Below are 25840 nucleotides of genomic sequence, written 5' to 3' on the forward strand. Positions count from 1 at the left end.
AGGTCAGCTGATTGAACACTGTTTACTGGGGAGGTTGTGACAAAATTTTGTCACAACCCCTTTTGTTTCGAAATGAAGAGAAGGAGAAGAACCATGAAATTCATGACATTGAACACACATAGCTGGCTTGAGCCAGAACCAGATAAAAAATTACAGGAATTAGCAGATAAGATCCTGTTAGAAGATTATGAAGTGATCGCTTTACAAGAAATCAACCAATTACTGGAATCTGAAGAAGCAGACCCTGCAAAACTAATGAAGTTCTGTCCAGTAGAGAATCAAGTTCCTATCCGCAAAGATAATTTTGCCTACTGTTTAGTCCAGCTTTTAAAAGAACAAGGAAAAGAGTATTTTTGGAGTTGGGAAATGAGCCACATCGGTTATGATAAATATGAAGAAGGAAATGCGCTGCTTGCGAAAAGACCATTGGAAAGTCAGGTCCTCACCGTCTCCGAATCTCAAAAGAAAGAAGATTATCGAACGCGCAAGATCTTGATTGGAAAAACAAAGATAGATGATCAAGATATTTTTGTCTCTAGCTGCCACTTTTCTTGGTGGACAGATAAAAAAAGCGGCTTTTATTTTGAGTGGAAAAACTTGGAAAACTACTTTTTTGAAACCCGCGCACCACTTTTTTTCCTAGGTGATTTCAATAATCCGGCAGATTCTGAAGGTTATCATATAGTAAAGGAAAGTGGTCTTCTTCTTCAAGATTCGTATGTTATCGCGAATGAAAAAGGCAAAGCTGCTACTGTAGAAAAGAAGATTGATGGTTGGGAACAAAACACAGAAAAATTGCGTATAGATTTCATTTTTGTCCCTGAAGGAGTACGAGTAAAAAAATATCAACGGATTTTTGACGGGATCGATAGTCCAATCATCAGTGATCACTATGGGGCTGAAATCGAAATAGATGGACGATGAACGAACAAAAATATGACACAAAAAACTAAACAAAATAAAACTCTCCGATCGATCTTACCGTTCGGAGAGTTTTTTTTGATTGGATGTATCATCCGTTTTGACTAAGCATGTAGATGCTTGTATCTATGATAAATAAATAAGCACAGCAAGGTAAACCAACCAATCAAAGTAAGAGAAAGAATGAAATAGAAATAGATCGGCGTTCGATAATGAAGCGTGAGCTCGTTGATCCCTTTTTGCTGATTCACGATTGGGGTCCCGATATCCGTTAATTCATAATCAGTCAATGTTTTTCCATTTTGCTGTAGTACAGTCCGATCATAAACGATAACAGGGATATGAACCGTTTTGTCCCCAGTATTTTTCCACTTGATTGTCAAAAGACCGTCTGGATGTGTTTTTATGAAAGTTGTTTCGTTTTCTAATATTTCTTCGTTATATCGGTCGTATTTGTTGTCTTTTGTCTCCTTATAGATTGGCAGATAGTCAGGGGTGGTTTTTTGGAAAACGAATAAGCTGGTAGACATATCTTTGCTGAAGAATGTTTTCCTTGCTTCTTCCGGTGTATCGAATAGATAAGTATGTCGACTGACAAATGTTTCATTCTCCCACTTTTCTAGATGCTGGTATAAGTTTTGGATCGTCTGTGCAGAAAAAATAAGAATACCCAATATACCTAAAAGACGGAACCACTTTTGCTCAGACCATTGATTTAGTGATAGGGCAAGGTAAAGCAGAAGCAATAGCGTAAATGGGACGAAAAATCGAAATGGAAATTGAATTAAGCTAATAAAAGGCACATTTTTTTCGATCAATGTCGTCCATGGAATCAAGCTAGTAGAAAGAAAAAAGAAAACAAGACTTGTATAGAACACGATTTTTTGGAACAAGGTGTTCTTTTGTTGAAAGAAAATAAAAAGCAAAAAACCTGACAATATCAATATCGGAAAGGCTTTAGGATAATGAAGCCAATAACTGCCATCCAGGTCGATCGCCTTTTGACTCATTTCTCTGTTAACAAAGGGAGGAAGAATCTTATTCCCGCTGTAAACAATAGCCAGTCCTGCCCAAATATTTGCTGTCAGGACAAAATAAAGCAAGACCGACTTGATTAGTTGAAGCAGTGCTTTTCCTTTTTCAGTCTGGTTAAAAAAGTAATAAAGATAAAAAGGAATATACATCAAGGCTAACATGATCGAAGACAGTAGATGAATCTGCGTCATAAGTCCAACTGAGATCGCAACTTTGATTACAGGAAACTTTTTATGAAGGACGAAATCAACAATAGGGATCATGCATAAAGGATAGAAACAAGTCCCCCAACTAGTGAATCCTTGATTGATAGACCAATATTGAATAGAATACGTACTCATGAATAAAACGGCTACTGGTACACTTACCCAGTTCCGAACATTGACATATCTTAGTAAGATCAGCATAGAAAATCCTGAAATAAGATAAAGAATAAAATTTGAAAGAATCTGATAGTGAAACCAACTACCTGCAAGCAACACGATCAATCCTTGTAAATAAGCAAAAAATGGGCCGTAAACGGCATTAACGATCCTACCGCTTTGCTGGAATCCATAAAGGGAAGGAAAATAGTGGAAATCCCCATGTTTGATTTGTTGCGCAGCATCGTAGAACCGATTGTAATGGAAGGGGGCATCAGCACCCAAAATTAGTTTATGTGTGAATAAATGAGGCATGAGAAATGCCAAAGCAATGAAAAAAATTGCTAAAAACGGGCCATATTTTTTCAATTGTCGAACTCCTTTGCAAACTTTAGATAAATTCATCATATATCCTATGCGGTAGGGAGGCAAGAAATTAGAAAATTCATGAAAATATTTATGAATTTTACAAGAAAAACATAAGTGAAATTTCTAAGGAGAGAGGATGTGGCAAAGCCATGTCGCATTCCTTGTTTTGAGTCAAAATTTTCTTAATACTCGAAACAAAATCGCTTTTTCATGACCTCTCGGTAAACGGTGTTCAAAAGCTTGCATCTGCGGTAATAAGCCCAACCAAACAAAAAATATGAGGAACTATTTTTGTTTGGCTGTTCTTATGACTTGATGCAGGACAGCTTTTTTACAACCTCTCGATAAACGGTGTTCAATCAGCTGCTTCTCAGTAATAAGCCCACTAGCCTAGAAAAGATGAAAAGCTATTTTCTGGCTAGCGCTCTTATTACTCAAAGCATAACGCTGATTTCACAACCTCTGATTCACGGTGTTCCAGAAGTAGCTTCTTCGGAAATTTCTTCTTATTTCTTGAACCTAACCACTTCTGTCACAACCTCATCGGCTTTCATTTTCTATTTTTTTCCTGAACCCATATAATAAAAGAAAGAACAAAAAAACTTGCAAGGGAGGACGCATGTGAAGCAGAGAAAGCAAAAACAGTCTCGTCGGCTTTTGTTTCGTTTATTTTTATTGATATGTATCGTCGTAGGGTTACTAATCGCTTTGTATCCATTTTATGTGGATTCTTTAAATAGTCTTATGGATCAAAAACGAATGGAACAAGTACAAAAACGAACCGCAGCCGAAAATGAAGCGCAGCGAAAGAAAATGGAGGAGCAAAACCAACGATTAACTGACCAAGGATTCAATCCTGGGGCTGATCCTTTCGATGAACAGAACAGAAATGAAAGCACGACATCCGGCCAATTAGAGGAATGGCTGATCGGAAGTATCAATATACCTAAAATCCAAATAAATATTTCACTTTATGATCGGCTTAACGGCATGATTCTTGAGAATGGAGCAGGTGTCTTACAAGGAACTTCTTTCCCACTTGGTGGAAATTCGACGCATTCAGTGATTTCTGCTCACAGCGGGTTACCCAATCGACGATTATTTACCGAGTTAGATCGTTTAGAACACGGAGATACGTTTATTTTGACTGTTTTGGGGGAGAAATTGGCTTATCAAGTTGGGAATATACAAGTGGTACTGCCAGATGACACGTCTGTTCTAACGATTGAAGAAGGAAAAGACTTAGTTACCTTGCTTACATGTACACCGTATATGATCAACACGCATCGTTTGCTAGTGACGGGACATCGGATTCCTTATAGTGAATCGGTAAAAAACGAAGAAGAAAAAGGAAATCAGGAAAGAACTTTGCGACAGTTGCTTATTCTTGCAGGAACGATAATAGCTGTAGTTATACTGTTACTGTTTATTGGTCGACTGATTTATCAGTATCGGTTAAGTAAAAAAGTGCTTGATTTTTCATTTATTATAAGTGATTCAGCAGGAAATCCAGTAAAGGGTGGCTCATTTATTTTGAAACATAAGAAAAAAACACTTACTAGAAACGGTGTGCCGTTTTCAGTGCAAAGCGATCATTATGGGAAAGTCAAGCTGGATCAATTGCCTGGTGGGACTTATCGAATCGTGTCAGTTGATGATCCTAAAGTCGCTGCTTCTTTTGGTATCAGAAAATTAAAACAAGAAAAGATGTACTTTTTTGAGGGGCGAAAACTGGTGAAAGAGCTTCAAAAAAATGGTTTTTGGTTTAAACTCAATGACTAAGTAAGGAGAGAAAAAATGATTCGTACAACAACAGAATTGTCTGCTGAAGAACTGGAAACTGTTCTATCGATTTGGCTGCATGCTAATTTGGATTCTCATGGATTCATCTCACCAACTTATTGGGAGAGTCAAATAGAATCTGTTAGGAAAGCTTTGCCAGAGGCAGTGATTTACTTAGCAGAAATAGATCAAGAAATCGTCGGTTTTGCTGGGGTGATTGATCAGTTCATCGCAGGGATTTTTGTAAAGAGGGAATATCGGCAACAAAAAATCGGTACGCAACTAATGAAAAAAATAAAAGAAACCAATAAAACACTGACTTTGACAGTCTATCAAAAAAATCAATCAGCTATTCATTTCTATCTTTCACAAAGCTTTGCAATTCAAATACTGCAAAAAGATGAAGCAGTAAATGAGGAGGAGCTTGTGATGCAATGGAATCAAACCAATGATTTTTGATGAACAGAGTAACGAAATAATGCTCCCAGCCTAATTTTTGCTGGGAGCATTATTTCATTTTGAAGTCACTAATTTAACTGTGTGAAGATGCAGTTGTTACGACCTTTGATAAACGGTGTTCAAAAGCTTGCATCTGCGGTAATAAGTCCAACCAATTTAAAAACATAAGGAACTGTTTTTACTTGGCTGTTCTTATTACTTGATGCAGAACAGCTTTTTCACAACCTCTCCACTAAACGGTGTTCAATCAGCTGACCCTCGGTATTAGCTCAACAAACGGCAAAATATGAGGAACTATTTTCCATTTGTTTCCCTAATACTCAGGTCAAAACGCTGATTTCACAACCTCTTGATAAACGGTGTTCAATCAGCTGCTTCTCAGTAATAAGCCCACTAGCCTAGAAAATATGAAAAGCTATTTTCTGACTAGCGTTCTTATTACTCAAAGCGTAACGCTGATTTCACAACCTCTCTTTCACAACCTTATTTCCTACGATTAGTCAAGTAAAAGGTGTAAGAAAAATAGCTCATAAACGAAAGCGACAAAATCAAGGCACACCAAATAAAGCCCCGTTCGTAAAAAATTTTCGATCTGGGCAAAGAAGTGGTATACTGTAAGTGGTTTAGTTAATGGTCCACTGAGACCGCGTACGCATAGTCGTACTCTGTATGTGCCCTAACCATAGCGTGCATACATTTCAGAAGCTTGTTCATACAAGCAACTGTGGCAACCTTATCTTTCTTAGGGATAGGTTGCTTTTTTAATTTGTAGTAATAATCGACAATATGATTAGGAGCTGCGCGTTGCTGGCGAATCATATTTCGAATGGTGAAGAAAATAATTTTCCGTGCTTTGGGATTACCACGCTTATTGATGCGGTCTTGGCCAGTATACTTACCTGAATGATACCGTCGGATGTCAATTCCGACAAAGGCATTCAATTGTTTATGGGTTTTAAATCGTGTGATATCTCCTAATTCACCGAGCAATAAAGCGGCTGTGAGTGCGCCAATCCCAGGGAACGTTTGGTACAACAAAAAGCAAGGAGAGCCTTCGGCTTTTTTGATCATTTGTGTCGCCAGTGCTTCTTTTTGTTCGAGTAAATCTTGGAGAAGTTCGGCGTAATAGATCGTTTTTTGACAGTGGATACTGTCTTTTTCAACAGCTGGATAGGCACACTGTGCATAGTGGATGATTTGATCTGCCTTTTGCTCGGCACGATTCGCGGAGATTTTTTTCCGTGTTTCGTTGATCAGTTTATTTTTTATTTTTGTCCGAGTAGATGCCAATACAAAATCTGGATGGGGAAAAAGACGGATCAATGTCAATGCGTAAGGGGTCAGCCTGTTTGAAAAGAACTGTTCAAGCTCTGGAAAAGTCAACTGAAGGCAGTTGTGTAAATCCATGCGCAGACGAGTGATTTTCTTCTCAATTTCTTGATAAAAACGGGCTAAATCGCGCATCTCTAAGTAAAAATTGCTTTGTACTTCTTTTGGCTGACGTTGATTTTTAAGATGAGTCTGTGCGAGCCGATGGGCATCCGATTTATCTGTTTTCCAACTGCGTAAGGTGTTTTCTTCCATCTGCTTTTTCGCTTCTAACGGGTTTAACAAACAGTAAGAAAAGTGATGATCTTGAAAGAACTTTTCGACTGGTCTGGAATAAATCCCCGTTGCTTCAAAAACAATCAATGGACGTTCAGGCAAGTGCTGGATCTCTTCGAGTAATGCATGAAATCCTCTTTGAGTGTGTTCGATCTCGTCTTCAAATAAGCAGGTGTCGTCTTTGTATAGGACACTGTAGCTGTGTCCCATTGAAACATCTAATGCAAGAATGTAAGGCATTTGTTTTCCTCCTTTTTAAGTTTTGAAAGAACTTTACTGCTTCATTTCGATTCCAATTTCCTATACACGGGTTCATGGCCCCAACATACGTAAACCTGATTCTAAAATGACAGTAAAGAAGTTCGGTTTTTGATAGGGACTCGTAGTCCTCAAGGCTTTGTTCGAACTTTCTTTCATTCTTCACTATAATCTAAAAATAGAAAATAGAGGAGAACATCATTCGTCAATGATGTTCCCCTCTAATCTTAGTATGTTTTACTCGTTTATAATTTTCATCGAAGTATTTTCCGCTACGGATATCATCAGGCATGCCATCATATGGCGCTTCACTAATGACATCTTCATTGTCTATACCTGCATCACCCATATAAGTGATGGTAGCAAATTCAGGAACAAGTAATTTTGGATAAGTTTCATATTTTTCACGAGCTGCTTCCATTTCTGCGATATGTTCATTTTGGAAAGTAACAGTGATTTCTGGATGTTCTTCAACCCATTTAGGGAAAAAGATCATTCCGTGAAGTTTCTTTTCATTTGGCATAAAGTCTAATGCAACGTCTGTCCCTGTTGGTTCTGTCCAAGTAATTTTGAATACGCCATCTGTCAATTTAACGATATCAGCTTCTTGGTCTTTTACCCAACGACCTTTGACCATTCCGCCGTGGATACGGTAATCGACAGTATGGTCATTTTTTGCATACCATTCATATTCCCAACCGTTGTCATACGTATAAATAAAGTGAGTTCCAATAAAATCTTCCAATTCTTTAAATTCTTTCATGATTAAGCATCTCCCTCTAAATCAAAACATGTAATAAACTACATGTTTTTGATTACTCGTTTATGATAGAATGGATTTAAAGATTTGTCAAGGAGGAAAAACTGATGGCAAGAAAAAATACACTTCGCTATATTTTATTAGGGTTATTAAGTAAGAAGCAGATGACAGGATATGAATTGAATCAATCATTCAAAAATGAAATAGGAGAATTTTGGCAAGCAAAACATAGTCAGATTTATCCTGAGCTGGCAAAAATGGAAGAGCAAGGAATCATTCAACATCAAGTAGAGATCACAGGCGAAAAATTGGAAAAAAAAGTTTATGAATTAACAGAAGAAGGGAAGGAACAATTAGCAGAGTGGATTCATACACCGACCAATGAACTGCCGGTTAATCGAGACGAATTCGTTTTAAAATTGTATTTCGTCAAAGACGTGAATGATCCGGCATTAGTAGAAATTATCCAGCAGCAGCGTGATCTTCATGAAGAAAAACGCCTTCATCTATTAGAGCGAAAAAAAACAATCTTTCCTACAGAAAAAGAAAAACATGAAAATTACGGACATTACTTGATTTTAGCGCATGCGATCAATCGGGAAACAGAATATGCAAGTTGGCTGACAGATGTATTGGAAGAAGAAAACAACCGAAAAAAATAAACTAAAAAATATCCGAACAGTGATGGATGCTTCCTTTCTATATGAAAGAAATGCAGATCACCGTTCGGATATTCTTATGTTCAAACAGGCTTTTTCTAAGTGTTATATGTATCATCTACTTTTTAAAAAGTCTGATGTTTAGGAGATTAGCGGAGCTTAGAGTTCTTTTAACAGCTGCTCGTAGTCAGCTTTTTCATCGACAGGAAGGAGTTTGTAAGACAATTCGTCTGTCTCGTTGTCATGAATGATGTACATCTTCGCATTCTCTTCTTTGAAGTTGCCAATTTGTAAAATCGTATAGCGTTCGTCGATCAATTCGATATCTTTGATTGCTTTTGAAAAAACTTTGCGGACATGATGCATTTTCTTTTGTCGGATTTCTGCCTTTTCTGCAGCTTTAGATAAGGTAAATCCGTCATCTAAGTATTTTTTGATCAGTTCTACTTTTATAACTGTAGGCAAACGATATTTTCTAGGACAATTCGCATCAGCTTCGATCGAACGAATGAATCCCTTTTGTTCCCAATACCTTAATTGACGTGGAGACACACCGACGATATCACTTAATTCACTGATGCCAACAACCAATTGATCGTTTTCCAACAAACGTTTAAGGGAAGCCCCAACCATTTTTGTCACTCCTTTTGTCCTCTTACTTTCCTTAATTATATCTGTATTAACTAATGTGTCAAGTAGGTTGACAAATGGCGGATTTAGGACTAAAGTATTCTAGTAGTTTCAGAAAAAATTCAGAAAGAAGGAGAAATATGAGTAACAACCAACCCGTAGATATTTACGGAAAACCATATAATCGGACACTTTTAGTTGTTGTCTTATTAATTGGTACATTTTGTACCGTTTTGAATCAGACCTTATTGACGACAGCTTTTCCTACATTGATGAAAGCTTTCGATATTTCAGCGTCTGATGTGCAATGGTTAACGACTGGTTTCTTGCTAGTCAACGGGATCATGATCCCAATAACAGCATGGCTGATCAATAAATTCAGTTCAAGAAATTTATATCTTTCTGCCATGACGATCTTTTTGATCGGAACGATTACTTGTTTTACAGCACCTAATTTTAGTACATTACTAATCGGTCGCTTGATCCAAGCTTGCGGTGTGGGAGTATCGATGCCATTATTGCAAAATATCATGTTGTCTATTTTTCCACCAGAAAAAAGAGGATCAGCAATGGGGATGTCAGGAATCGTTATTGGGCTTGCTCCTGCTTTAGGCCCTACATTATCTGGTTACATCATTGATAACTACCATTGGCGTGACTTGTTTGGTATGGTACTGCCAATCGTTGTTCTTGTCTTGGTTTTAGCATTCTTCCTAATGAAAAGTGTTATTCCATTGTCAAATCCTAGCATTGATATTTTATCAGCTATTTTGTCAACGATTGGATTCGGTAGTTTGCTTTACGGATTTTCTAGTGTAGGTGATGATGGCTGGGGAAGCTTGAAAGTAATTGGTTTCTTAGTCGTTGGTGTGATTTTCATCGCCTTGTTCTCATGGCGTCAATTACATTTGGAACATCCATTCTTGGAACTTCGCGTATTCAAATCATCTACATTTACGATTGCAGCTGTTTTAGCCGGTGTAACGAATATGGCGATGGTAGGGGCAGAAATGGTCGTGCCGTTGTATATCCAAAACATTCGCGGAGAATCAGCATTCCATTCTGGCTTGATGTTGTTGCCAGGTGCTTTGATCATGGGGGCTATGATGCCCGTTACGGGTGCGATTTTCGATAAATACGGCGCGAAACGTTTAGCCATTACAGGGATGTTCATTTTGACAGCCGCAACTGCACCATTTGCTTTCTTGACAAAAACGACTCCAGTTTTATATATCGTGATCCTTTATGCGATCCGTATGTTTGGGATCTCCATGGTCATGATGCCGGTAACGACTTCTGGTATGAATGCATTGCCAAATAACTTGATCAGTCACGGGACAGCGGTAAATAATACATTCCGTCAAATTGCAAGCTCAATCGGTACAGCTATTTTGATCAGTGTGTTGACGAATGTGACAAAAGCAAATATCCCAAGCAAATCTGTATTGGACAATACACCATTAGCTTATAAAGATCAGGCAATCAATGCCACACTGTCAGGTTACCATGCCGCGTTTATCGTAGCGATCATCTTTGGGATCCTTGGCTTTATTATTGCCTTTTTATTGAAGAAAAAAGAACCTGTTCTAACGAAAGCGGGGGATAATGCATGATTATTGGAGTTTTGATTGTCAGCTTGCTTGCTTTTGCTTTAACGAACGTGTTCGCTAAAAAAACATGGCAAACCTTTTTATCTTTGATTTTCGGACTAATCTTCGTCGCTTCACTAAGTTTGATCGTCGCTAATTTGTCCAATCACTTTGGAATGGAAAAAGTAACGGAAACGAAAACAGAAAAAATTGTTTCCAGTGCTGATTCCCAAGGAGCAGATATGCTTTTGTATAAAGCTTTAGGGAATGGAAAAGAAAAAGTGTATCTTTACCGAACGAATGAAAAACAAGAGAAACCAAAAGCAACTGGTACGGATAACGAAACAAATAAAGTAGAAAAGACGGACGGCGATGCTGAAAAAGTGACGAAAACTACTTATTGGGAATACAAAAACGACATGTATAAATTCTGGTTCAATATTGCTGATAACAATCACGAATATGACAGCCGAGTGAATACATTCAAAATCCCAGAGACATGGGTAGAATTAAGTACGGACCAAGCATCCAAGTTAGCTGAATTAGTGAAGAAACAGCAAAGTACGATGGAAAGTGAAGCAAAAGCTTATGTGCAAGACGGTATGGTAAAAGCAATGACTGAAAATCCGCAAATGAGCAAAGCAGAACAAGAACAACGTACGAAAGCCTTAACTGCTGAATTCCAACAACAAGCATTCGCGAAATTAGTGAAAGAAGCAAAAGGCGAATAATATTTTGAACACCGTTTATTCAAAAAAAGGGAACTGCGACAAGACTTTTGTCACAGTTCCTTTTTTTTTGCTATGCTATACTAGATGTAAAAAATAGGAGGAATAAAATGAGGAAAACTTATTCTTTTGAATCAAAAATCTATGCTTCCGAAGTCGGCAAGGGTGGCGCATATATTGTTTTTCCATATGATATAAGAGAAGAATTCGGTGCTGGAAGAGTGAAAGTCCAAGCAACTTTTGATAATGTGCCGTACGAAGGAGTATCGTGAATATGGGCGTGAAAAATTTAGATGGTTCGGTCTGCTATATCCTTGGACTACGAAAAGATATTCGTAAAAACATCGGAAAAGATATTGGTGATATCGTAGCAGTTACAGTGAAGCAAAAATAAAAACAAGAGGTTATGACAAAAGATGTGTCACAACCTCTTCTTTCATAATGGTTTTTCACCATCTTTATAATAAACGGGTTCTTTGATATGGAAATCTGTTTTTTCCAACCAATCTAAAATCTTGTAACCTAACTCTTCTGACATCGGAAAAGAAGCGTTGATTTGTGCATTGGAGATATGGTCAACATGGATACCGGAAGTGATCGTACAGCTTCCTGGAACGGCATTTTTGATGACCACAGCTATTTTTTCGGCTAAGACATCGTCTTTGTGGAAACGACCATCGTGGCTAGGGAAACGTACAGTTTGGATCTCTGTATCACGAGAAAATGTAGTGACTGTTCCGATATGTGGTGTATCTCCGCCTGTTAAAGTAATCAATAAGTCTTTACCGATTACTTTAACAGCAGCTTGGATCGTGAAACCTAGTTTTGTTACTTCAACTATCGTTTCTTTTTCCATATTAATCACCTTGCCAACGTTTTGAATGTTCATTTACAATCCCAAATTGATCCAAAAGTTTCATTGTATGGTGATCAACAAGATCTTGGATCGTCTGAGGCTGATTATAAAAAGCAGGGATCGGTGGTATGATTTGCACACCTAGTCGTGCTAATTTAGTCAAGTTTTCCAAGTGAATGGCATTTAATGGCGTTTCACGAGGGACAATGACTAACTTTCGTTGCTCCTTCATTGTTACATCAGCAGCACGTGCAATCAGGTTGTCGCCTAAACCAACAGAGATACCTGCGACTGTTTTCATACTTGCCGGTACGATGATCATTCCATCGGTCAAAAATGATCCGCTGGCGACAGCAGCACCTAGATCTTTGTTTGAATAATGGTAATCAAACAGGCTTTCGAATTCATTTAGGGATAAGTCGGATTCCAGCTTTAAGTTCTGTTTTGCCCATGGACTGATGATTCCGTGTGTTTCTACCATCGGATATTCTTTTAGTTTCTTCACTAGGTTGATGGCATAAATGGTGCCCGAAGCGCCACTTACACCAATCACGATTTTTTTCTTCCGTTGTGCCAATTGTTCCATTTTCCGCACTCCTTTTTATGATGTCAAAACAGTTGCAGATCATTCATTATTTCAAATATTTTTCCCAATCTTCTACTTCTTGGAATTTTGCACGTACAAAATGTTCTTTCATATCGAAAGGAACTGTACCGTCAAAGATAGTTTTTGCACTCATCCCACGGAAACGAATAGAGCCAGGATTATATTCTGGTAATTCTGATGGGTCCAATGGATGGTTTCTCATTCCTGGGAGCACAATAATGTCTTTATCTCCTTGGAAACGAGTGTTGAAAGTCCAAACTACATCGTTCATGTCGAAAATATCAACATCTTCATCGACTAAAATGACTGTCTTCAATTCTTTGAAGGCTGATAAGGCAAGAATAGCTGCTTGGCGTTGAATACCTTCATCCGCTTCGTTTTCTTTACGAATCTGCATGATGGTCATCAATTTACCGCCACCTGCAGGAGGATTGTAGACATTTACTACTTTTCCTGGAATAGCTTTATCAACCAAAGCAAGAATACTTGCTTCTGTAGGAATACCGGCCATAGATACGTGTTCTTCACTTGGACCAATCGTTGTTTGCATGATTGGATTGTCTTTTCGATGAGTAACTGCTTTGACTTTTACTACTTGTACAGCTGGATTAGCATCCCCAGTATAACCAGGAAATTCTGGCATTGCTTTCCCTGAGTTCGTGTTGATATCTTCTTGCATTGTTTCATTTGGCATGATTTCTGCTTCAATGATGAATTCAGCACGAGCAATACCCACTTCATCGACTGCTACACCATCAACGATTTGAATAGGTTCGTTACGCAAAGCTCCTGCACACCATAGTTCGTTGTAGCCAAGTGGAGTGGTAGGTGGTTCGAAAGTCGTACCAATGGCAATTGCTGGATCTAAACCAATATTGATAGTGATAGGCATTGGTTTATTCAATGCTTCAAATTGTTTTTGGAAGTGACCAATGTGGCGCCCACCAGGCATGATGTACATACCGATCGTATCTTTGTCTTCTAGGACCATACGATGGATCGTTACATCGCTCATTGTTTTTTCTGGATCTGATCCTAAGACTACACCCATCGTGATGTATGGACCTGCATCTTCAGGAGTATTTGTAGGTGCAGGCAAAATGTTGCGAATATCGAAGTCTGCATCGGTAGCTAGATGAACGACTTCTTGTGCTGGAGCGTCTGCTTTGTCTACTTTCACAGGTTTGATTGGATTTTCTACAGCGTCTTTCAAGAAACGGCCAAGTGTTCGATAATCATGGTGCAAAATTTCACCTACACGTTTACGACTAGCCATTGTCCCGATGTTCACACGTGTGCCGGGGAAACCTTTGATATTGTTGAAAGTCATAGCTGGTCCTTCTTGAGTCGGACGTTTTACTGTACCGCCAGCACCGATATAACGGTAAACACCAGATAATTCTGCTTCAGGATCGATTTCAATATCTGTTTCGTGATATTGACCTGGAAGTGTTTTTAGTTCTTCGATGACTTTTCTTAAATCATACGGTTGATCTGTCATGAAAAATTCCTCCTTAGTTGTCTTTACCTATCTATAGTAAAAGGTACAAAGGAGGAAAACAATTCAACTTGTTTGATAAAATATTCCTTAATGGAATGGATACGGTTTTTTGATAATAGAATAAATTATGATATACTTACAACAATAAGAAAGCGCATACTAAATGCTAATGGAAGGAAAGTGAAAAAAATGGAGGAGTCATTTCCTAAAGCAGTAAAAGTAGAAAATATAGCGAATATTTTGAAAGTTACATTTGAAAACGGGGAAGTAAAATACGTGAAATCTCATTGGACAGAAGAGATAACCGATGCCTTGCAATTTGGAAAAAAAGGAAGAGGAAAAAGAAAAAATCTTCTCGCTTTGTCTACTAATATGTGGATTGAGACTGAAGTAACGATTGAAGCAGATGGAACAGTATTCATAAATGGAAAAGACAAATATACACCGCAAAAACTGTGGCTCAAAGGGGAAAACCATATTCCAGAATTATAAATAGGCAAGAGGTTGTGACAGAAGTGGTCAGCTTCAAGAAATAAGAAGGAATATACGAAAATTGCTTCTCAAATTTTTGTGACATTTCGGCTTATTTCCGAAGAAGCTACTTCAGGAACACCGTGAATCAGAGGTTGTGACCGAGGAGTTGGAAGGAGAACGCCGTTTATCGAGAGGTTATGAAAAGCTGTTTATTCAAAAAAAGGGTGGTGACAACAATTTTGTCACCACCCTTTGTAGTAATTGGAAAAAACGAATAGCTTTATTCTGCACGCAAAGCGATAGCAGCGTCTTTTTTCGCTGCCATTCGTGCAGGAAGATGACCGCCAAGCATCGTCAATACAGTAGAGACAATCACTAGAATGATCGAATGGACAGGATTTAGTTGCGCAACATTTTTTAGATCCGTCATGCTGTACAAGATGCTATTGATAGGGAATGTAGCTAGCCAGGCAATAAACACACCTAGTATCCCAGAAGAAATACCTAAAATACACGTTTCTGCGTCAAATACGCGAGTGATGTCTTTTTTCCGTGCACCTAAAGCTTTTAGTACACCGATTTCTTTTGTCCGTTCAATCACAGATGTATAAGTAATGATACTGATCATGATCATACTTGTTACTAAAGAGATCCCTGCAAAAGCAATGAGGACATAAGTGATAGCATCCATCAATCCGCCAGTCAGTTCAGTCATCGTTCCAGCTAAATCAGTATAAATGATTTTATCTTCATCTGATTTGCCTTTATTGTAATCATCTAAATAATCCAAGATTTTTTCTTTGTCTTCAAAATTGTTCGGATAAATCATGATACTTGAAGGCAAGCTGTCTCCGCCTAAATAACTAAGCAATGTTTGTTTGGCATTTTCGTCAACTTTTTCAGTAGTTAAGACATTTACATCACTGTCTTTTTGGGCTTTGACGATTTCTGATTCTTTGTTCTCATTGACGATTTGAGTCGTTAATTGATCACTATAAGCGATTCCTGGCGATAAGAGATTCATTGTAGAAGAAGACTTCACGCGTAGGATTCCTGAAATCTTCAATTCATCTGAAGAATTCTGGTACATCGAATCATAATCTGTATTAGGAATGAAATTCCCAGTTGGAAGTTTTGTATAGTAAGTATTGTTGTTTACTAACTTGAATGTTGTACCGACGATCTCATCGAAATCAAGTTTTTCGTCTTCCTTCACATCAAATCCAAGATTTTTCAATGCATTGATATTAGTATTATTGTTGCCGTCTACGATCAGCACGACATCTGTTGCTGAGGCTGGATAACTTCCGGCAAGTAAAGAATAATTGTCTTTTAAAAAGTTTTCTTTGCTAGTGTCAAGCTGTGTAGGGAAACTTGACACTCCCACACCTGTCATTGCTGACATCGTACTAGACAAGGAAAGAGATTCCGCATCAGGGTTTTGATTCGAGAAGCTGACAGGCTGTACTTTGCCATTTACATCACGTAAAAGATTGATTCCTGTTGTACGAGTAAACCCAATATTATTACTTAAATTAGGATCGATGCCTGTTACATAATCGACGTAGGTTTGATCGATTTTATTCGTATGCTGTGCTTTGTCTTCTTCGCTGACTTTTGCTGTGATCGTTTTGCTGTCTGGATACTCTGCTTTGCTTGCACCTAATCCAGCATCGTCACGGGTCTGGTTAGTCGTTACCTTAGAAATAGTGATCGGAAATTTCGCCATCGTTTCAGCTTGCGTGTTATCGATTTGCTTTTGGAAACCAGAAGAAAGGGAAAGGACGATCGCGATTCCGATGATCCCGATACTGGAAGCAAAGGAAGTCAAGAAAGTACGTCCTTTTTTTGTTCGGATATTGTTGAAAGAAAGCTTCAACGCTGTCCAAAAACTCATCTTCGTTCTGCGTAGGTTAAATTGATCATCTTTTGGTCGTTCGATGTGAGGATGGGAATCCGTTAAGATCTTACCATCAGAAAATTCAATGATCCGGTCTGCATATTGATTGGCCAGTTCAGGATTATGTGTGACCATGATCACTAATTTTTCTTTCGATAACTCTTGGATCAGTTCCATGATCTGGATACTTGTTTCTGTATCTAAAGCTCCGGTTGGCTCATCACACAAAAGGATATCTGGATCATTGGCTAGCGCTCGAGCGATTGCTACCCGCTGCATTTGTCCACCAGATAGCTGATTTGGCTTTTTGTGCATATGATCTGTCAAGCCGACCCGATGCAAGGCATCTTCTGCCCGTTTTCGTTTTTCGTCTTTAGAAACACCACTTAATGTCATCCCAAGTTCAACATTTTCAATAATGCCTAAATGACCAATCAAGTTATAACTTTGGAAAATGAACCCGATAGAATTGTTTCGGTAGGCATCCCAGTCGTTGTCTTTGAAGTCTTTAGTAGACTTTCCGTTGATCACCATATCACCGGAATCATAATTATCTAGTCCACCAATCACATTCAGCATAGTCGTTTTACCAGAACCACTAGGACCTAAAATCGCTACGAATTCTTTTTGTCTGAAAGCGACAGATACACCATCCAATGCTTTAGTGGTGGTTTCGCCGACTTTATAATATTTTTTTATATCTTTTAATTGAAGCATAATCACCCTTCTCCCGTATTGAAATATTCGGTATACTAATAAGTATATCAGAACAATGATTGTAGTATACAAAATAAATGTTAACTGAAGATGAACTGCAAGAAAAAATCTAGAAATTTTTCAAAAAACAGAGGGAGAACAATGAATCGTATTTTAATAGTAGAAGATGATCCGCAATTACAGTTGCTTTACCGTTCTGTGTTGGAACGAGCGGGCTTTTCAGTCATCACTGCACTGAATGGAGAGGATGCGCTGAAAAAACTAGAAACGACACGTATAGAATTGATCATTACAGATATCATGATGCCGAAAATGGATGGCTATGACTTGCTAGACTCATTACGTAGCACCAGATTTGACACACCTGTTCTGATGATTACGGCAAAGGCCGATTTTGAGGATAAGAAACGCGGGTTCAAACTAGGAGCAGATGATTATATGACAAAACCCATCGATGTCAATGAGATGATCCTACGTGTGGAAGCATTGCTTCGACGTTCAAAAATCAATTACAGCAGTAGCTTGATGATTGGACAAACAAAATTAGAGCTGGATACTTATACAGTGCTACAAGATCAGCATTCGTTGATTCTGCCTCAAAAAGAATTTCTGCTTCTGTATAAATTACTGTCTTATCCCAACAAGATCTTCACTCGCCAACAGTTGATGGATGACATTTGGGGATTAGATACGAATACAGAAGAACGAACGATCGATGTACATATCAAACGTTTAAGGACCCGTTTTGAAAAGACGGAAGATTTTCAAATCATGACAGTACGGGGACTAGGCTATAAGGCGGTTATTTAAAGATGAAAAAAAAGCTATTTTCACAATTATGGATCTATTTTGCCAGTATTGTCTTCATTTCGATCTTAGTGACACTGCTGTGTTTTCTCGGTTTTATTTTCTTATTGTCTCGGCATTCTATCTCACCTGCTGAATCGGCTGGAAAACCAACGCTATACCCGTTATTCGTCTTTGCAGGGTTCAGTATGATCGTGGGTACAGGAATATCGATTTTTGTTGGGCGGCGTATTCTGCATCCAATCAGTGCACTAGGGACAAATATGAGTCTGGTAGCAACGGGAGATTTTTCGATTCGAATGGATGAGCAGCAGAAAGTAGCAGAAGTACAGCAACTGTATAAAGATTTCAATGTTATGGTCCAAGAACTCAATAGTATCGAAACATTGAGGAATGATTTTGTGTCCAGTGTATCCCATGAATTCAAAACACCATTAGCAACGATCCAAGGATATGTACAATTGTTACAAGCCCCAAATCTCTCTGACGAAGAATGCCAAATATTTTTATATCGGATTATCGAAAGTATCACGCAGCTTTCACAATTAACAGAGAATATCTTAAAATTGAACAAACTGGAAAACCAGCGTATCCAACTGGAAAAAAAAGAGTACCGATTAGATGAACAAATTCGAGAAGTAATCGTTTTTTTGCAGCCTAAATGGGAGAAAGAACAGCTAGAATTGGATATCGAACTGGCTGCAGTAAATTACACAGGCAATGAAGAGTTTTTGTACCAAGTGTGGTTGAATATCATGGATAACGCCATAAAGTACAATCAAGTCAATGGACAGATTCATATCAAACTATTTGAGGCAGCCACAGAGATTGTACTGGAAGTGACCGATTCAGGTGTAGGAATGAATGAAGAGACCAGAGATCGAATGTTTGAAAAATTTTATCAAGGAGATACAAGCCGTCAAATTTCTGGGAATGGGCTAGGACTTTCACTGGTCAAAAAAATTCTAGAACTGCATGATGGTCGTATTGATTATAGCAGTATCGAAGGAGTAGGAACGACAGCAATGATACGGTTAAGTAAACAATAGGAAAAAGAATAAAACCCCCTAAAAATTCGATTGAAGGTTTTTAGGGGGGGAGTCGTTTTTTTGTGATTAGGGAAATGTTCTTACGGTTCTTTCGACATAAAATCGCTGCTTTCTTATTGAACTACGAGAAATGATAGATGTGTCATTGAAACAAGGATATGATCCAAAAAAGAGAGCGAAAGTCATGAGTCGCTCTCTTTTTTGGATGGATTGATAGACAGAAAATGAAGGGCCTAGTTCTCTTCTTGTTTCAAATACTCCCAAAATGTGTCTGAAGCCAAAGAATGTTCACCGATTTTACGCGTAAATGCGAGATAACTTTCTTTTGTTGGAGAGATGGGGAGGATCACAGTATTTTCTTTTAACAGATTTTTGACTGTTTTTTCCATAACAATAGCAATCCCCATGTCATTTGCAATCATATTGATGATCAAGTCGGTCCTAGATCCTTTATAAGAGATTCTCGGTTCAAATCCAGCTTCGCGACACAAGTCTAGCACAGGTTGATACAAGTTCGTAGTAGGGCCAAGAACCAAAAAATTCTCCTTTTTCAGTTCACTTAGATCCAATTTCTTTTTAGCAGCTAAAGGATGGGTTTTAGGCAGAACTGCTACAAAATCGTCTGTTTCAGTAGGTAGCCACTCAATCGAACTTGGTGGGGCCTGGAAGCTTCTGGCAAAGTGGATCGTATCACTATGTTCATTTGTATCGTCATAAGTCAGTTCGATACTTTCCACTTCTTTCAACTGGACCGTAAATTCAGGATGACGTTTCAAAAATTCGGTAATCTTGGAAAAGCCTTGGTAATTGATCATGGTTGGTATCGTTAAGATATTTAATGAAAGATTGTTTTCTTGCGTATAGGTTTCAAGCACTTCTTGCATGGCATGGTATTGTTCTACGACATTTTTTACATAAGGGAGCAACAAGCTTCCAGCTTCGGTCAACTCGATTTTTCTATGGGCACGTTCGAATAATTTGACGTCTAATTCTGTTTCTAACGAAAGAATCTGTTTAGAAATGTTTCCTTGGGTGGTGAATTGTCGTTCAGCAGTTTTGGTAAAATTCATCGTTTCGGCTAAATCAAGAAAAACTTCAAATTTATGGATATCCATCATATTCCTCCTACTTATTCCAATAAAGAATACTTTAACACAAAAAATGAATTGGTGTAACCTACTCTGTCTGGTACAATCTTTCTTGCAGTGAAAGCAGTGATTGCAGAAAATTTTCTGTAATAATTTTCGCTTTATAGAGAAAGAGAGGAGTTTTTTTGATGCCAACTGGAGTTTTGATCAATGTAGGTTCCGTTTTGCTTGGCGGACTAATTGGCGGATTAGTAGGAAATAAATTAAGCGAACACTTTAAAGCGCAGCTGACGATGGTTTTTGGTGTGTGTTCAATGGGGATGGGTATCTATTCCATTGCGCCAATGAAAAATATGCCAGCTGTTATTTTTGCTTTGGTGATAGGAACAGCGATTGGACTGATTGTTCATTTAGGTAATGGGATTAACAAGGGCGCTGCGTTGATGCAAGTGCCTATTTCTAAAATCTTTCCTAGTGAAAAGCTTGGTATGACCCACGATGAATTTATCAGCACATTAGTAACGGTCATTGTTTTATTTTGTGCAAGTGGTACGGGGATTTATGGAAGCTTAGATTCTGGGATGACTGGAGATAGTACGATTTTGATTTCTAAATCTGTCCTTGATTTTTTCACAGCAGCAATTTTTGCATGTAATTTAGGATATGTCGTTTCCGTAGTAGCGATTCCCCAATTCATTATTTTTTATATCTTGTTCTTATTGGCAAAATTTATTTATCCATTGACTACACCAGATATGATCTTAGACTTTAAAGCTTGCGGTGGATTCTTGATGGTTGCTACCGGTTTTAGAATGATCAACGTGAAAATGTTCCCAGTAGCTGACATGATACCAGCGATGATCGTTATCATGCCACTAAGTTGGATGTGGACGAATTGGATCATGCCACTGTTATAATAATAATCAAAGAGAAGCCATTTTTTGCTGACTAAAAGGGATCAAACCTTTTAGTCAGTTTTTTTGTATTTGACAAACTGATTTTGAAACTATATTATATGATGTATAATATAGATTGTAATAAAATATTACACTTGAGAATAGAAGGTGACGTAATGCACATCCAGATTCCAACTGTTCTTCTTGATGGCACTGTGTTAGCAGCATTAAGCAAAGAAGATATGTATGGTTATGCCTTAACAAAAATCGTACAAGAAAGCCTCTCAGTCAGTGAATCTACACTTTATCCGGTTTTGAGAAGATTGAAAAAAGAAGGGTATCTTGAGACCTATGATGAACCTTTTGAAGGTAGGAACCGTCGATATTACTCGTTGACACCAATAGGAAGTCGTCATTTAGAAGAAATTATTGATGAATGGATTGTTTTTCGAGATTCTTTAGACCGGTTATTGGAGGAGAGCACAAATGAATGATTATTTGAATGAAGTTGTGGATCATCTTCAAGAAATTCCTGAAGACGATCGTTTTGATTTGATCCAATATTATGAGGAATATTTTTTAGATTCCGGAAAAACATTAGATCAGGTCATTGATGAATATGGTACACCAAAGCAGTTTGCTTTAAAATTAAAAATCAGTTACTTTTCAGAAGAAGAACAAGCAGAAGACGAGTTAGTGAGGAGTCCAAAAAGACAAATGCGTCTGATTTGGTTAATCATTATCGGTTTATTTGCTTCTCCTGTCCTCATTCCACTAGCATTGGGGTTTATATTGGTTATTGGGGGACTATTGATTGCTTTGCTGGCGCTCATTTTTAGTATCTATGTTCTATGTATCAGTATCTTAGGTATTGGCTTATTCATGATCATCTCAGGAATCAGTGTGTTTGGTCAATCGATTCTGAGTGGGTTATTCTTTATCGGTGTTGGTCTGTTCGCCACGGGAAGCGCAGTATTTATTTCGCCACTGTTGCTGAAAGGAACAAAATGGCTTTTTTATGTCATGATGAACTTTGTTAAATGGATGGGACGGCGTTTTATTACAAAAAGAGATCTGCATTCAGCGGGCGCTTGAAGGAGGACAGATAAATGAGATTGAAACATTTTTTGATTACCGGTATTATCCTGATGGTTACTGGCGGACTCCTAGCAGGTGCAACTTATACATTAGGCGCTCAAAAGAGTCTGACTTGGGATGATGGCCCTCGATTGATCGATATGGTGACGGAGACGAAAAAAATCAAAGAGGCAAACAAAATCGTCATCCATGCAGAACATCAAACAGTGTCAGTCATACGCGGGTTGGATTTTGAGATAAAAACGACCTACGATAAGACAGAAAAGCCAGAAATAAAGGAGAAAAATGGTGTATTGACCGTGAATGCAGTCAAAAAATCAGAAGGTGCGATTATTAGTTTGGAAGACACCAGTGCACAAATCACTATTGTTGTCCCTGCAGATCAGGAATTATCTGAATTGACAATCGAAGGGAATAATAGTGCAATCGACATCAACGAAGTATCGATCAAAAAAGTAAATACTATGACACACGATGGTTGGGTATCATTCAATGAATTTACGGGAGGAACAATAACGGTGAAAGATGAATTAGGTTCTCTTCGTTTAGATGAAGTCAAGGTGGATAACTTGACCGTCATAGGAGAAAGCAGTAATTTACATCTAGAAGACAGTTTGGTCAGCAAAGAAGGAAACGTCACTCTAAACAATAGTAATTTATCTTTGCATGAGATGGAAAACAGTGGCTATACTCTCCAAATATCTGGTGAATCTCATATTGAAAAAGACTACCAGCCAATAACAAATACGTTGTTAGAGCAAGGACAGAAACGGCTGAAGATCACTGCCAAAGACACTTCGATCAATATCACGACAGATCAAGAAGACGATGAAACAGATTGATCTAGCAAACAACTGGATAGTTTAAGAAAAAACAGCAAAGATCGGAAGGATCTTTGCTGTTTTTCATCGCTTAACACACATAACTATAGTAAAATAAGTAAGAACATATCTATAAAGAAAACAGGGTGAAAAAGTATATGAAGGCAGAAGAAGGTCAAAGAGAAAAGTTAAAAACAGAAATGGAAAGATTACATACTTATATCACTCAACTAAGTCAAACCTTTTATGATCCAGATAAAGAAAAAGTGATGGTCAACTATCCGAACAATTCAGAAGGTCGTCAATTAGAGCAAGTGTACCATGAAGTTTTCAAACATTTATTGACGGTGAAGAAAGAACTGGACTATTATTCTTTACCGATTATCGATACAGGAATATTGAAGTATGATGGGGAGAAGGAACGATTTATCTTTAAATCTGTTCGGGAAGACTTGCCTCTTTCAGCAGGAATGGATCTAGAAATCTTGGTAGAAGACTATTTTACAGAAGAAAAACACTGGGTTCGAACAAGATTGGATTATTTGCCGCAAGCAGCCGGAGGAACACAAGCAAGCGGTTGGTACATCACTGAAGACAAAGATTTGGAACTAGAAGGTGCAATGGCGCGAATTCGAAAAAAGGATTAAAAAGCAACACTATATTTATTGAAGGATAAAGGAGCGCAGAAAGTAGAATGAGAGAAAAAAGAGCAATTTATATCAATGGTTATGCAGGAATCGTCGGTTTGGTCGTATTAGCTTTAGTTGGTTTATTTTTCTTCTATTTAGGCATGTGGCAAGCGAAAGTTTGGGCACTATTTTTAAGTATTTTTCTTTGGCTGATAGCGTTACTGTTGCTAAGTTCGGCAACTGTAGTCAGCCCTAATCAAGCAAAAGTGATTTTGTTTTTTGGACAATATTTAGGTACGATCCGGGAAAATGGCTTTTTCCTTACGATTCCTTTGGCACAAAAAATGACTGTTTCGTTGAAAGTTCGGAATTTCAACAGTTCTGTTTTAAAAGTCAATGATTTAGACGGAAATCCCATCGAAATCTCAGCGGTAGTCGTGTTTAAAGTCATTGATACAGCAAAGGCATTATTCGATGTAGCGTATTATCAAGATTTTGTAGAAATCCAAAGTGAGACAGCCATCCGGCATATCGCTAGCCAATATCCGTATGATACCTTCAATGATGATGATTTGACGCTTCGAGGAAACACTACGGCAGTGTCTGACGAGTTGAAAAAGGAGTTGCAAGAGCGTTTAGCAGTAGCAGGTGTCGAAGTAATCGAAACACGATTGAATCATTTAGCCTATGCAACAGAAATCGCCAGTGCCATGCTGCAACGTCAACAAGCAAGAGCTATTTTGTCTGCTCGACAAACCATTGTTGAAGGAGCTGTCACGATCACTCAAATGGCTTTGGAACAAATCGAAGAAGGACAAGAAATCAATTTCACCGATGATCGAAAAGTCCAATTAATCAATAATTTACTTGTCTCAATCATTACAGACAAAGGAACGCAACCCGTTATCAATACAGGCGATATGAAAGACCGTAAGTGATATAGTTTTTGTAAGATAGGAAGAAGGAGTTTAGGACGATTGTCTTAAACTCTTTTTTAGTTGTTCAATGAAAATGACAAAATTGAAAGAAGAATGATAGATGATTCGAAGGCATAATTGTTCGTTTTTTTCTATAATCAATATATAAAGTAAGAGAGAAGGGGAAAAAGTGAAAAAACTTCTGATCGGACTACTTGTTTTCATCGTTGTGGCACTTGCAGGGGTGAAAATCGCAGATTACGTAGTGATGGGCGGAGAAGAATACTATGTACAGATTACGACAGATGGTGCAAAAATAGTATCCAAAGCAGACTCTGGACAAGAAACAGTCAACTATAGATATATCCTGCCTGGTTATACGAAAGAGGGTAAGGAAAAAGAACTAGATTTCAATGGGCAATTGACTCGACCGCTTCGTAAAGGAGCATATTTGAAAATCACCTGGAACAAAAAGAAAGGTGTCACTTCATATGAAGAAGTCGAAAAAAAAGATGTGCCGAAAACAGCACTAGAAAAACTAATTAAAGGGTAGGGAAAGAAATGAACAAAATAGTCGAAGTACAGAATGTAACAAAAGTATACGGGAAAAACAATGAGAAAAAGACGCAAGCATTAAGCGGCATCAGCTTCGATGTAGAAAAAGGTGAATTTATTGGCATCATGGGTGCTTCCGGTTCAGGTAAATCAACGCTTTTGAATATTTTATCCACATTAGACAAACCAACAGATGGACATATCCGAATCAATCAAAAAGATGTGACGACATTAAAAGGAAATCAACTAGCAGATTTTCGTGCGAATGAAATCGGCTTTATTTTCCAAGATTTCAATTTATTAGAAAGTTTGACAGCACAAGAAAATATCGCTGTTCCTCTTTCTTTACAAGGTGTCAGACCAAAAGAAATCAAGCAACGTGTCCAAAAAATTGCAGAACGTTTATCGATTGCTCATATTTTGGAAAGCTATCCTTCTGAGATTTCCGGTGGACAAAAACAACGGGTCGCTGCCGCACGTGCGTTGATCACACAACCAACGATTTTATTAGGGGATGAGCCTACAGGTGCGCTGGATTCTAAAAGTGCCCGTGATCTTTTAGATACGATGGACGAATTGAATACAAAAGATCATGTATCGATTCTTCTAGTGACACATGATCCGTTTTCTGCAAGTTATTGCCAACGTATTTTATTTATCAAGGATGGCGGTATCCATCAAGAAGTGAAACGTGGAGATCAAAGCCGGGATTCCTTCTATCGGGAAATACTATCTATTCTTGGAAACTTGGAACAGTAGGGGGAGATC

Annotated in this window: 26 protein-coding genes and 1 pseudogene; 18 read left to right on the top strand and 9 right to left on the bottom strand. The window is 38.1% G+C overall.

Annotated features, from left to right (window positions below; genetic code table 11):
• The first annotated feature begins 93 nt into the window (after positions 1-93).
• On the top strand, positions 94-924 hold the full coding sequence (locus QK255_RS01985; RefSeq protein ID WP_002292611.1) for an endonuclease/exonuclease/phosphatase family protein: 831 nt from the start codon (positions 94-96) through the stop codon (positions 922-924).
• A 101-nt stretch (positions 925-1025) separates the two neighbouring features.
• Here the strand turns inward: QK255_RS01985 and QK255_RS01990 are convergent, their stop codons facing one another.
• The gene (locus tag QK255_RS01990) at positions 1026-2726 is read right to left on the bottom strand and encodes a putative glycosyltransferase family protein (protein ID WP_016853106.1); all 1701 of its coding nucleotides are present in this window, start codon (positions 2724-2726) and stop codon (positions 1026-1028) included.
• A 582-nt stretch (positions 2727-3308) separates the two neighbouring features.
• Between QK255_RS01990 and QK255_RS01995 the strand changes: the two genes are divergently transcribed.
• Both QK255_RS01995 and QK255_RS02000 read left to right on the top strand, forming a co-directional pair.
• On the top strand, positions 3309-4469 hold the full coding sequence (locus tag QK255_RS01995; protein WP_002292615.1) for a class C sortase: 1161 nt from the start codon (positions 3309-3311) through the stop codon (positions 4467-4469).
• Positions 4470-4484: 15 nt separating this feature from the next.
• On the top strand, positions 4485-4928 hold the full coding sequence (locus QK255_RS02000; protein WP_002292616.1) for a GNAT family N-acetyltransferase: 444 nt from the start codon (positions 4485-4487) through the stop codon (positions 4926-4928).
• A gap of 627 nt (positions 4929-5555) precedes the next feature.
• Here QK255_RS02000 and QK255_RS02005 read toward each other — a convergent pair.
• Together QK255_RS02005 and QK255_RS02010 are read right to left on the bottom strand one after the other, a co-directional pair.
• Entirely contained in the window at positions 5556-6773 is a 1218-nt protein-coding gene (locus QK255_RS02005) for an IS110 family RNA-guided transposase (RefSeq protein ID WP_002329618.1), read from the bottom strand.
• Between the two features lie 223 nt (positions 6774-6996).
• Positions 6997-7554: a phenolic acid decarboxylase gene (locus QK255_RS02010; RefSeq protein ID WP_002336071.1), complete on the bottom strand. Its 558-nt coding sequence runs from the start codon at positions 7552-7554 to the stop codon at positions 6997-6999.
• 104 nt (positions 7555-7658) lie between these two features.
• Here QK255_RS02010 and QK255_RS02015 point away from each other — a divergent pair, with 104 nt between their 5' ends.
• Positions 7659-8213, top strand: a complete 555-nt coding sequence (locus tag QK255_RS02015; RefSeq protein WP_002293202.1) for a PadR family transcriptional regulator — start codon at positions 7659-7661, stop codon at positions 8211-8213.
• A gap of 156 nt (positions 8214-8369) precedes the next feature.
• Here the strand turns inward: QK255_RS02015 and QK255_RS02020 are convergent, their stop codons facing one another.
• A complete protein-coding gene (locus QK255_RS02020) occupies positions 8370-8843 on the bottom strand; it encodes a MerR family transcriptional regulator (RefSeq protein ID WP_002293203.1) in 474 nt (157 codons plus the stop codon).
• Positions 8844-8980: 137 nt separating this feature from the next.
• Between QK255_RS02020 and QK255_RS02025 the strand changes: the two genes are divergently transcribed.
• The 3 genes and pseudogenes from QK255_RS02025 to QK255_RS02035 all read left to right on the top strand — a co-directional run bounded on the left by QK255_RS02025 (position 8981) and on the right by QK255_RS02035 (position 11551).
• Positions 8981-10453, top strand: a complete 1473-nt coding sequence (locus tag QK255_RS02025; protein WP_002293204.1) for an MDR family MFS transporter — start codon at positions 8981-8983, stop codon at positions 10451-10453.
• Entirely contained in the window at positions 10450-11160 is a 711-nt protein-coding gene (locus tag QK255_RS02030; RefSeq protein ID WP_002293205.1) for a DUF4811 domain-containing protein, read from the top strand. Before QK255_RS02025 ends, QK255_RS02030 begins: the two co-directional genes overlap by 4 nt.
• Before the next feature lie 107 nt (positions 11161-11267).
• Positions 11268-11551 (top strand): annotated as a pseudogene (locus QK255_RS02035) (DUF1905 domain-containing protein).
• A gap of 42 nt (positions 11552-11593) precedes the next feature.
• Here QK255_RS02035 and lpdD read toward each other — a convergent pair.
• Genes lpdD through QK255_RS02050 form a run of 3 tightly spaced genes read right to left on the bottom strand, consistent with a single transcriptional unit; the run spans position 11594 to position 14121 of the window.
• Entirely contained in the window at positions 11594-12013 is a 420-nt protein-coding gene (gene lpdD, locus QK255_RS02040; protein ID WP_002315934.1) for a prenylated flavin chaperone LpdD, read from the bottom strand.
• Position 12014: 1 nt separating this feature from the next.
• Positions 12015-12599, bottom strand: coding sequence for a UbiX family flavin prenyltransferase (locus QK255_RS02045; protein ID WP_002293209.1), 585 nt, complete (start codon positions 12597-12599; stop codon positions 12015-12017).
• A gap of 46 nt (positions 12600-12645) precedes the next feature.
• Positions 12646-14121, bottom strand: a complete 1476-nt coding sequence (locus QK255_RS02050) for a UbiD family decarboxylase (protein ID WP_002329604.1) — start codon at positions 14119-14121, stop codon at positions 12646-12648.
• 180 nt (positions 14122-14301) lie between these two features.
• On the opposite strand from QK255_RS02050, the gene QK255_RS02055 reads away from it, so the two are divergent.
• Positions 14302-14613 carry a hypothetical protein gene (locus tag QK255_RS02055; RefSeq protein ID WP_025477542.1) on the top strand — a complete coding sequence of 104 codons (312 nt, stop codon included), beginning with the start codon at positions 14302-14304 and terminating at the stop codon, positions 14611-14613.
• Positions 14614-14875: 262 nt separating this feature from the next.
• On the opposite strand, the gene QK255_RS02060 is transcribed toward QK255_RS02055, so the two are convergent.
• Positions 14876-17212: an ABC transporter ATP-binding protein/permease gene (locus tag QK255_RS02060; RefSeq protein WP_283341575.1), complete on the bottom strand. Its 2337-nt coding sequence runs from the start codon at positions 17210-17212 to the stop codon at positions 14876-14878.
• A 141-nt stretch (positions 17213-17353) separates the two neighbouring features.
• On the opposite strand from QK255_RS02060, the gene QK255_RS02065 reads away from it, so the two are divergent.
• Positions 17354-18022 carry a response regulator transcription factor gene (locus QK255_RS02065; RefSeq protein ID WP_002293217.1) on the top strand — a complete coding sequence of 223 codons (669 nt, stop codon included), beginning with the start codon at positions 17354-17356 and terminating at the stop codon, positions 18020-18022.
• 2 nt (positions 18023-18024) lie between these two features.
• On the top strand, positions 18025-19068 hold the full coding sequence (locus tag QK255_RS02070; protein ID WP_002336068.1) for a HAMP domain-containing sensor histidine kinase: 1044 nt from the start codon (positions 18025-18027) through the stop codon (positions 19066-19068).
• Positions 19069-19301: 233 nt separating this feature from the next.
• On the opposite strand, the gene QK255_RS02075 is transcribed toward QK255_RS02070, so the two are convergent.
• A complete protein-coding gene (locus QK255_RS02075) occupies positions 19302-20183 on the bottom strand; it encodes a LysR family transcriptional regulator (RefSeq protein WP_002293221.1) in 882 nt (293 codons plus the stop codon).
• Between the two features lie 161 nt (positions 20184-20344).
• Between QK255_RS02075 and QK255_RS02080 the strand changes: the two genes are divergently transcribed.
• The 8 genes from QK255_RS02080 to QK255_RS02115 all read left to right on the top strand — a co-directional run bounded on the left by QK255_RS02080 (position 20345) and on the right by QK255_RS02115 (position 25831).
• Entirely contained in the window at positions 20345-21073 is a 729-nt protein-coding gene (locus QK255_RS02080) for a DUF554 domain-containing protein (RefSeq protein ID WP_002293223.1), read from the top strand.
• 155 nt (positions 21074-21228) lie between these two features.
• The gene (locus QK255_RS02085; protein WP_002293224.1) at positions 21229-21546 is read left to right on the top strand and encodes a PadR family transcriptional regulator; all 318 of its coding nucleotides are present in this window, start codon (positions 21229-21231) and stop codon (positions 21544-21546) included.
• A complete protein-coding gene (locus tag QK255_RS02090; protein WP_002293226.1) occupies positions 21539-22147 on the top strand; it encodes a DUF1700 domain-containing protein in 609 nt (202 codons plus the stop codon). The genes QK255_RS02085 and QK255_RS02090 overlap by 8 nt, the downstream gene beginning before the upstream one ends.
• Positions 22148-22161: 14 nt before the next feature.
• On the top strand, positions 22162-22992 hold the full coding sequence (locus QK255_RS02095) for a DUF4097 family beta strand repeat-containing protein (protein ID WP_002293228.1): 831 nt from the start codon (positions 22162-22164) through the stop codon (positions 22990-22992).
• A gap of 137 nt (positions 22993-23129) precedes the next feature.
• Entirely contained in the window at positions 23130-23618 is a 489-nt protein-coding gene (locus QK255_RS02100) for a DUF5348 domain-containing protein (RefSeq protein ID WP_002293229.1), read from the top strand.
• Positions 23619-23665: 47 nt separating this feature from the next.
• Positions 23666-24538, top strand: a complete 873-nt coding sequence (locus QK255_RS02105; RefSeq protein WP_002293231.1) for an SPFH domain-containing protein — start codon at positions 23666-23668, stop codon at positions 24536-24538.
• A gap of 169 nt (positions 24539-24707) precedes the next feature.
• Positions 24708-25070, top strand: a complete 363-nt coding sequence (locus tag QK255_RS02110) for a YxeA family protein (RefSeq protein WP_002293232.1) — start codon at positions 24708-24710, stop codon at positions 25068-25070.
• Between the two features lie 8 nt (positions 25071-25078).
• Positions 25079-25831 (top strand): ABC transporter ATP-binding protein, encoded by a 753-nt coding sequence (locus QK255_RS02115; protein WP_002312797.1) that lies wholly within the window; start codon positions 25079-25081, stop codon positions 25829-25831.
• The last annotated feature ends 9 nt before the right edge of the window (positions 25832-25840 follow it).

The sequence above is a fragment of the Enterococcus sp. ZQ21 genome, assembly GCF_030053755.1.
Lineage (GTDB): Bacteria > Bacillota > Bacilli > Lactobacillales > Enterococcaceae > Enterococcus_B > Enterococcus_B lactis.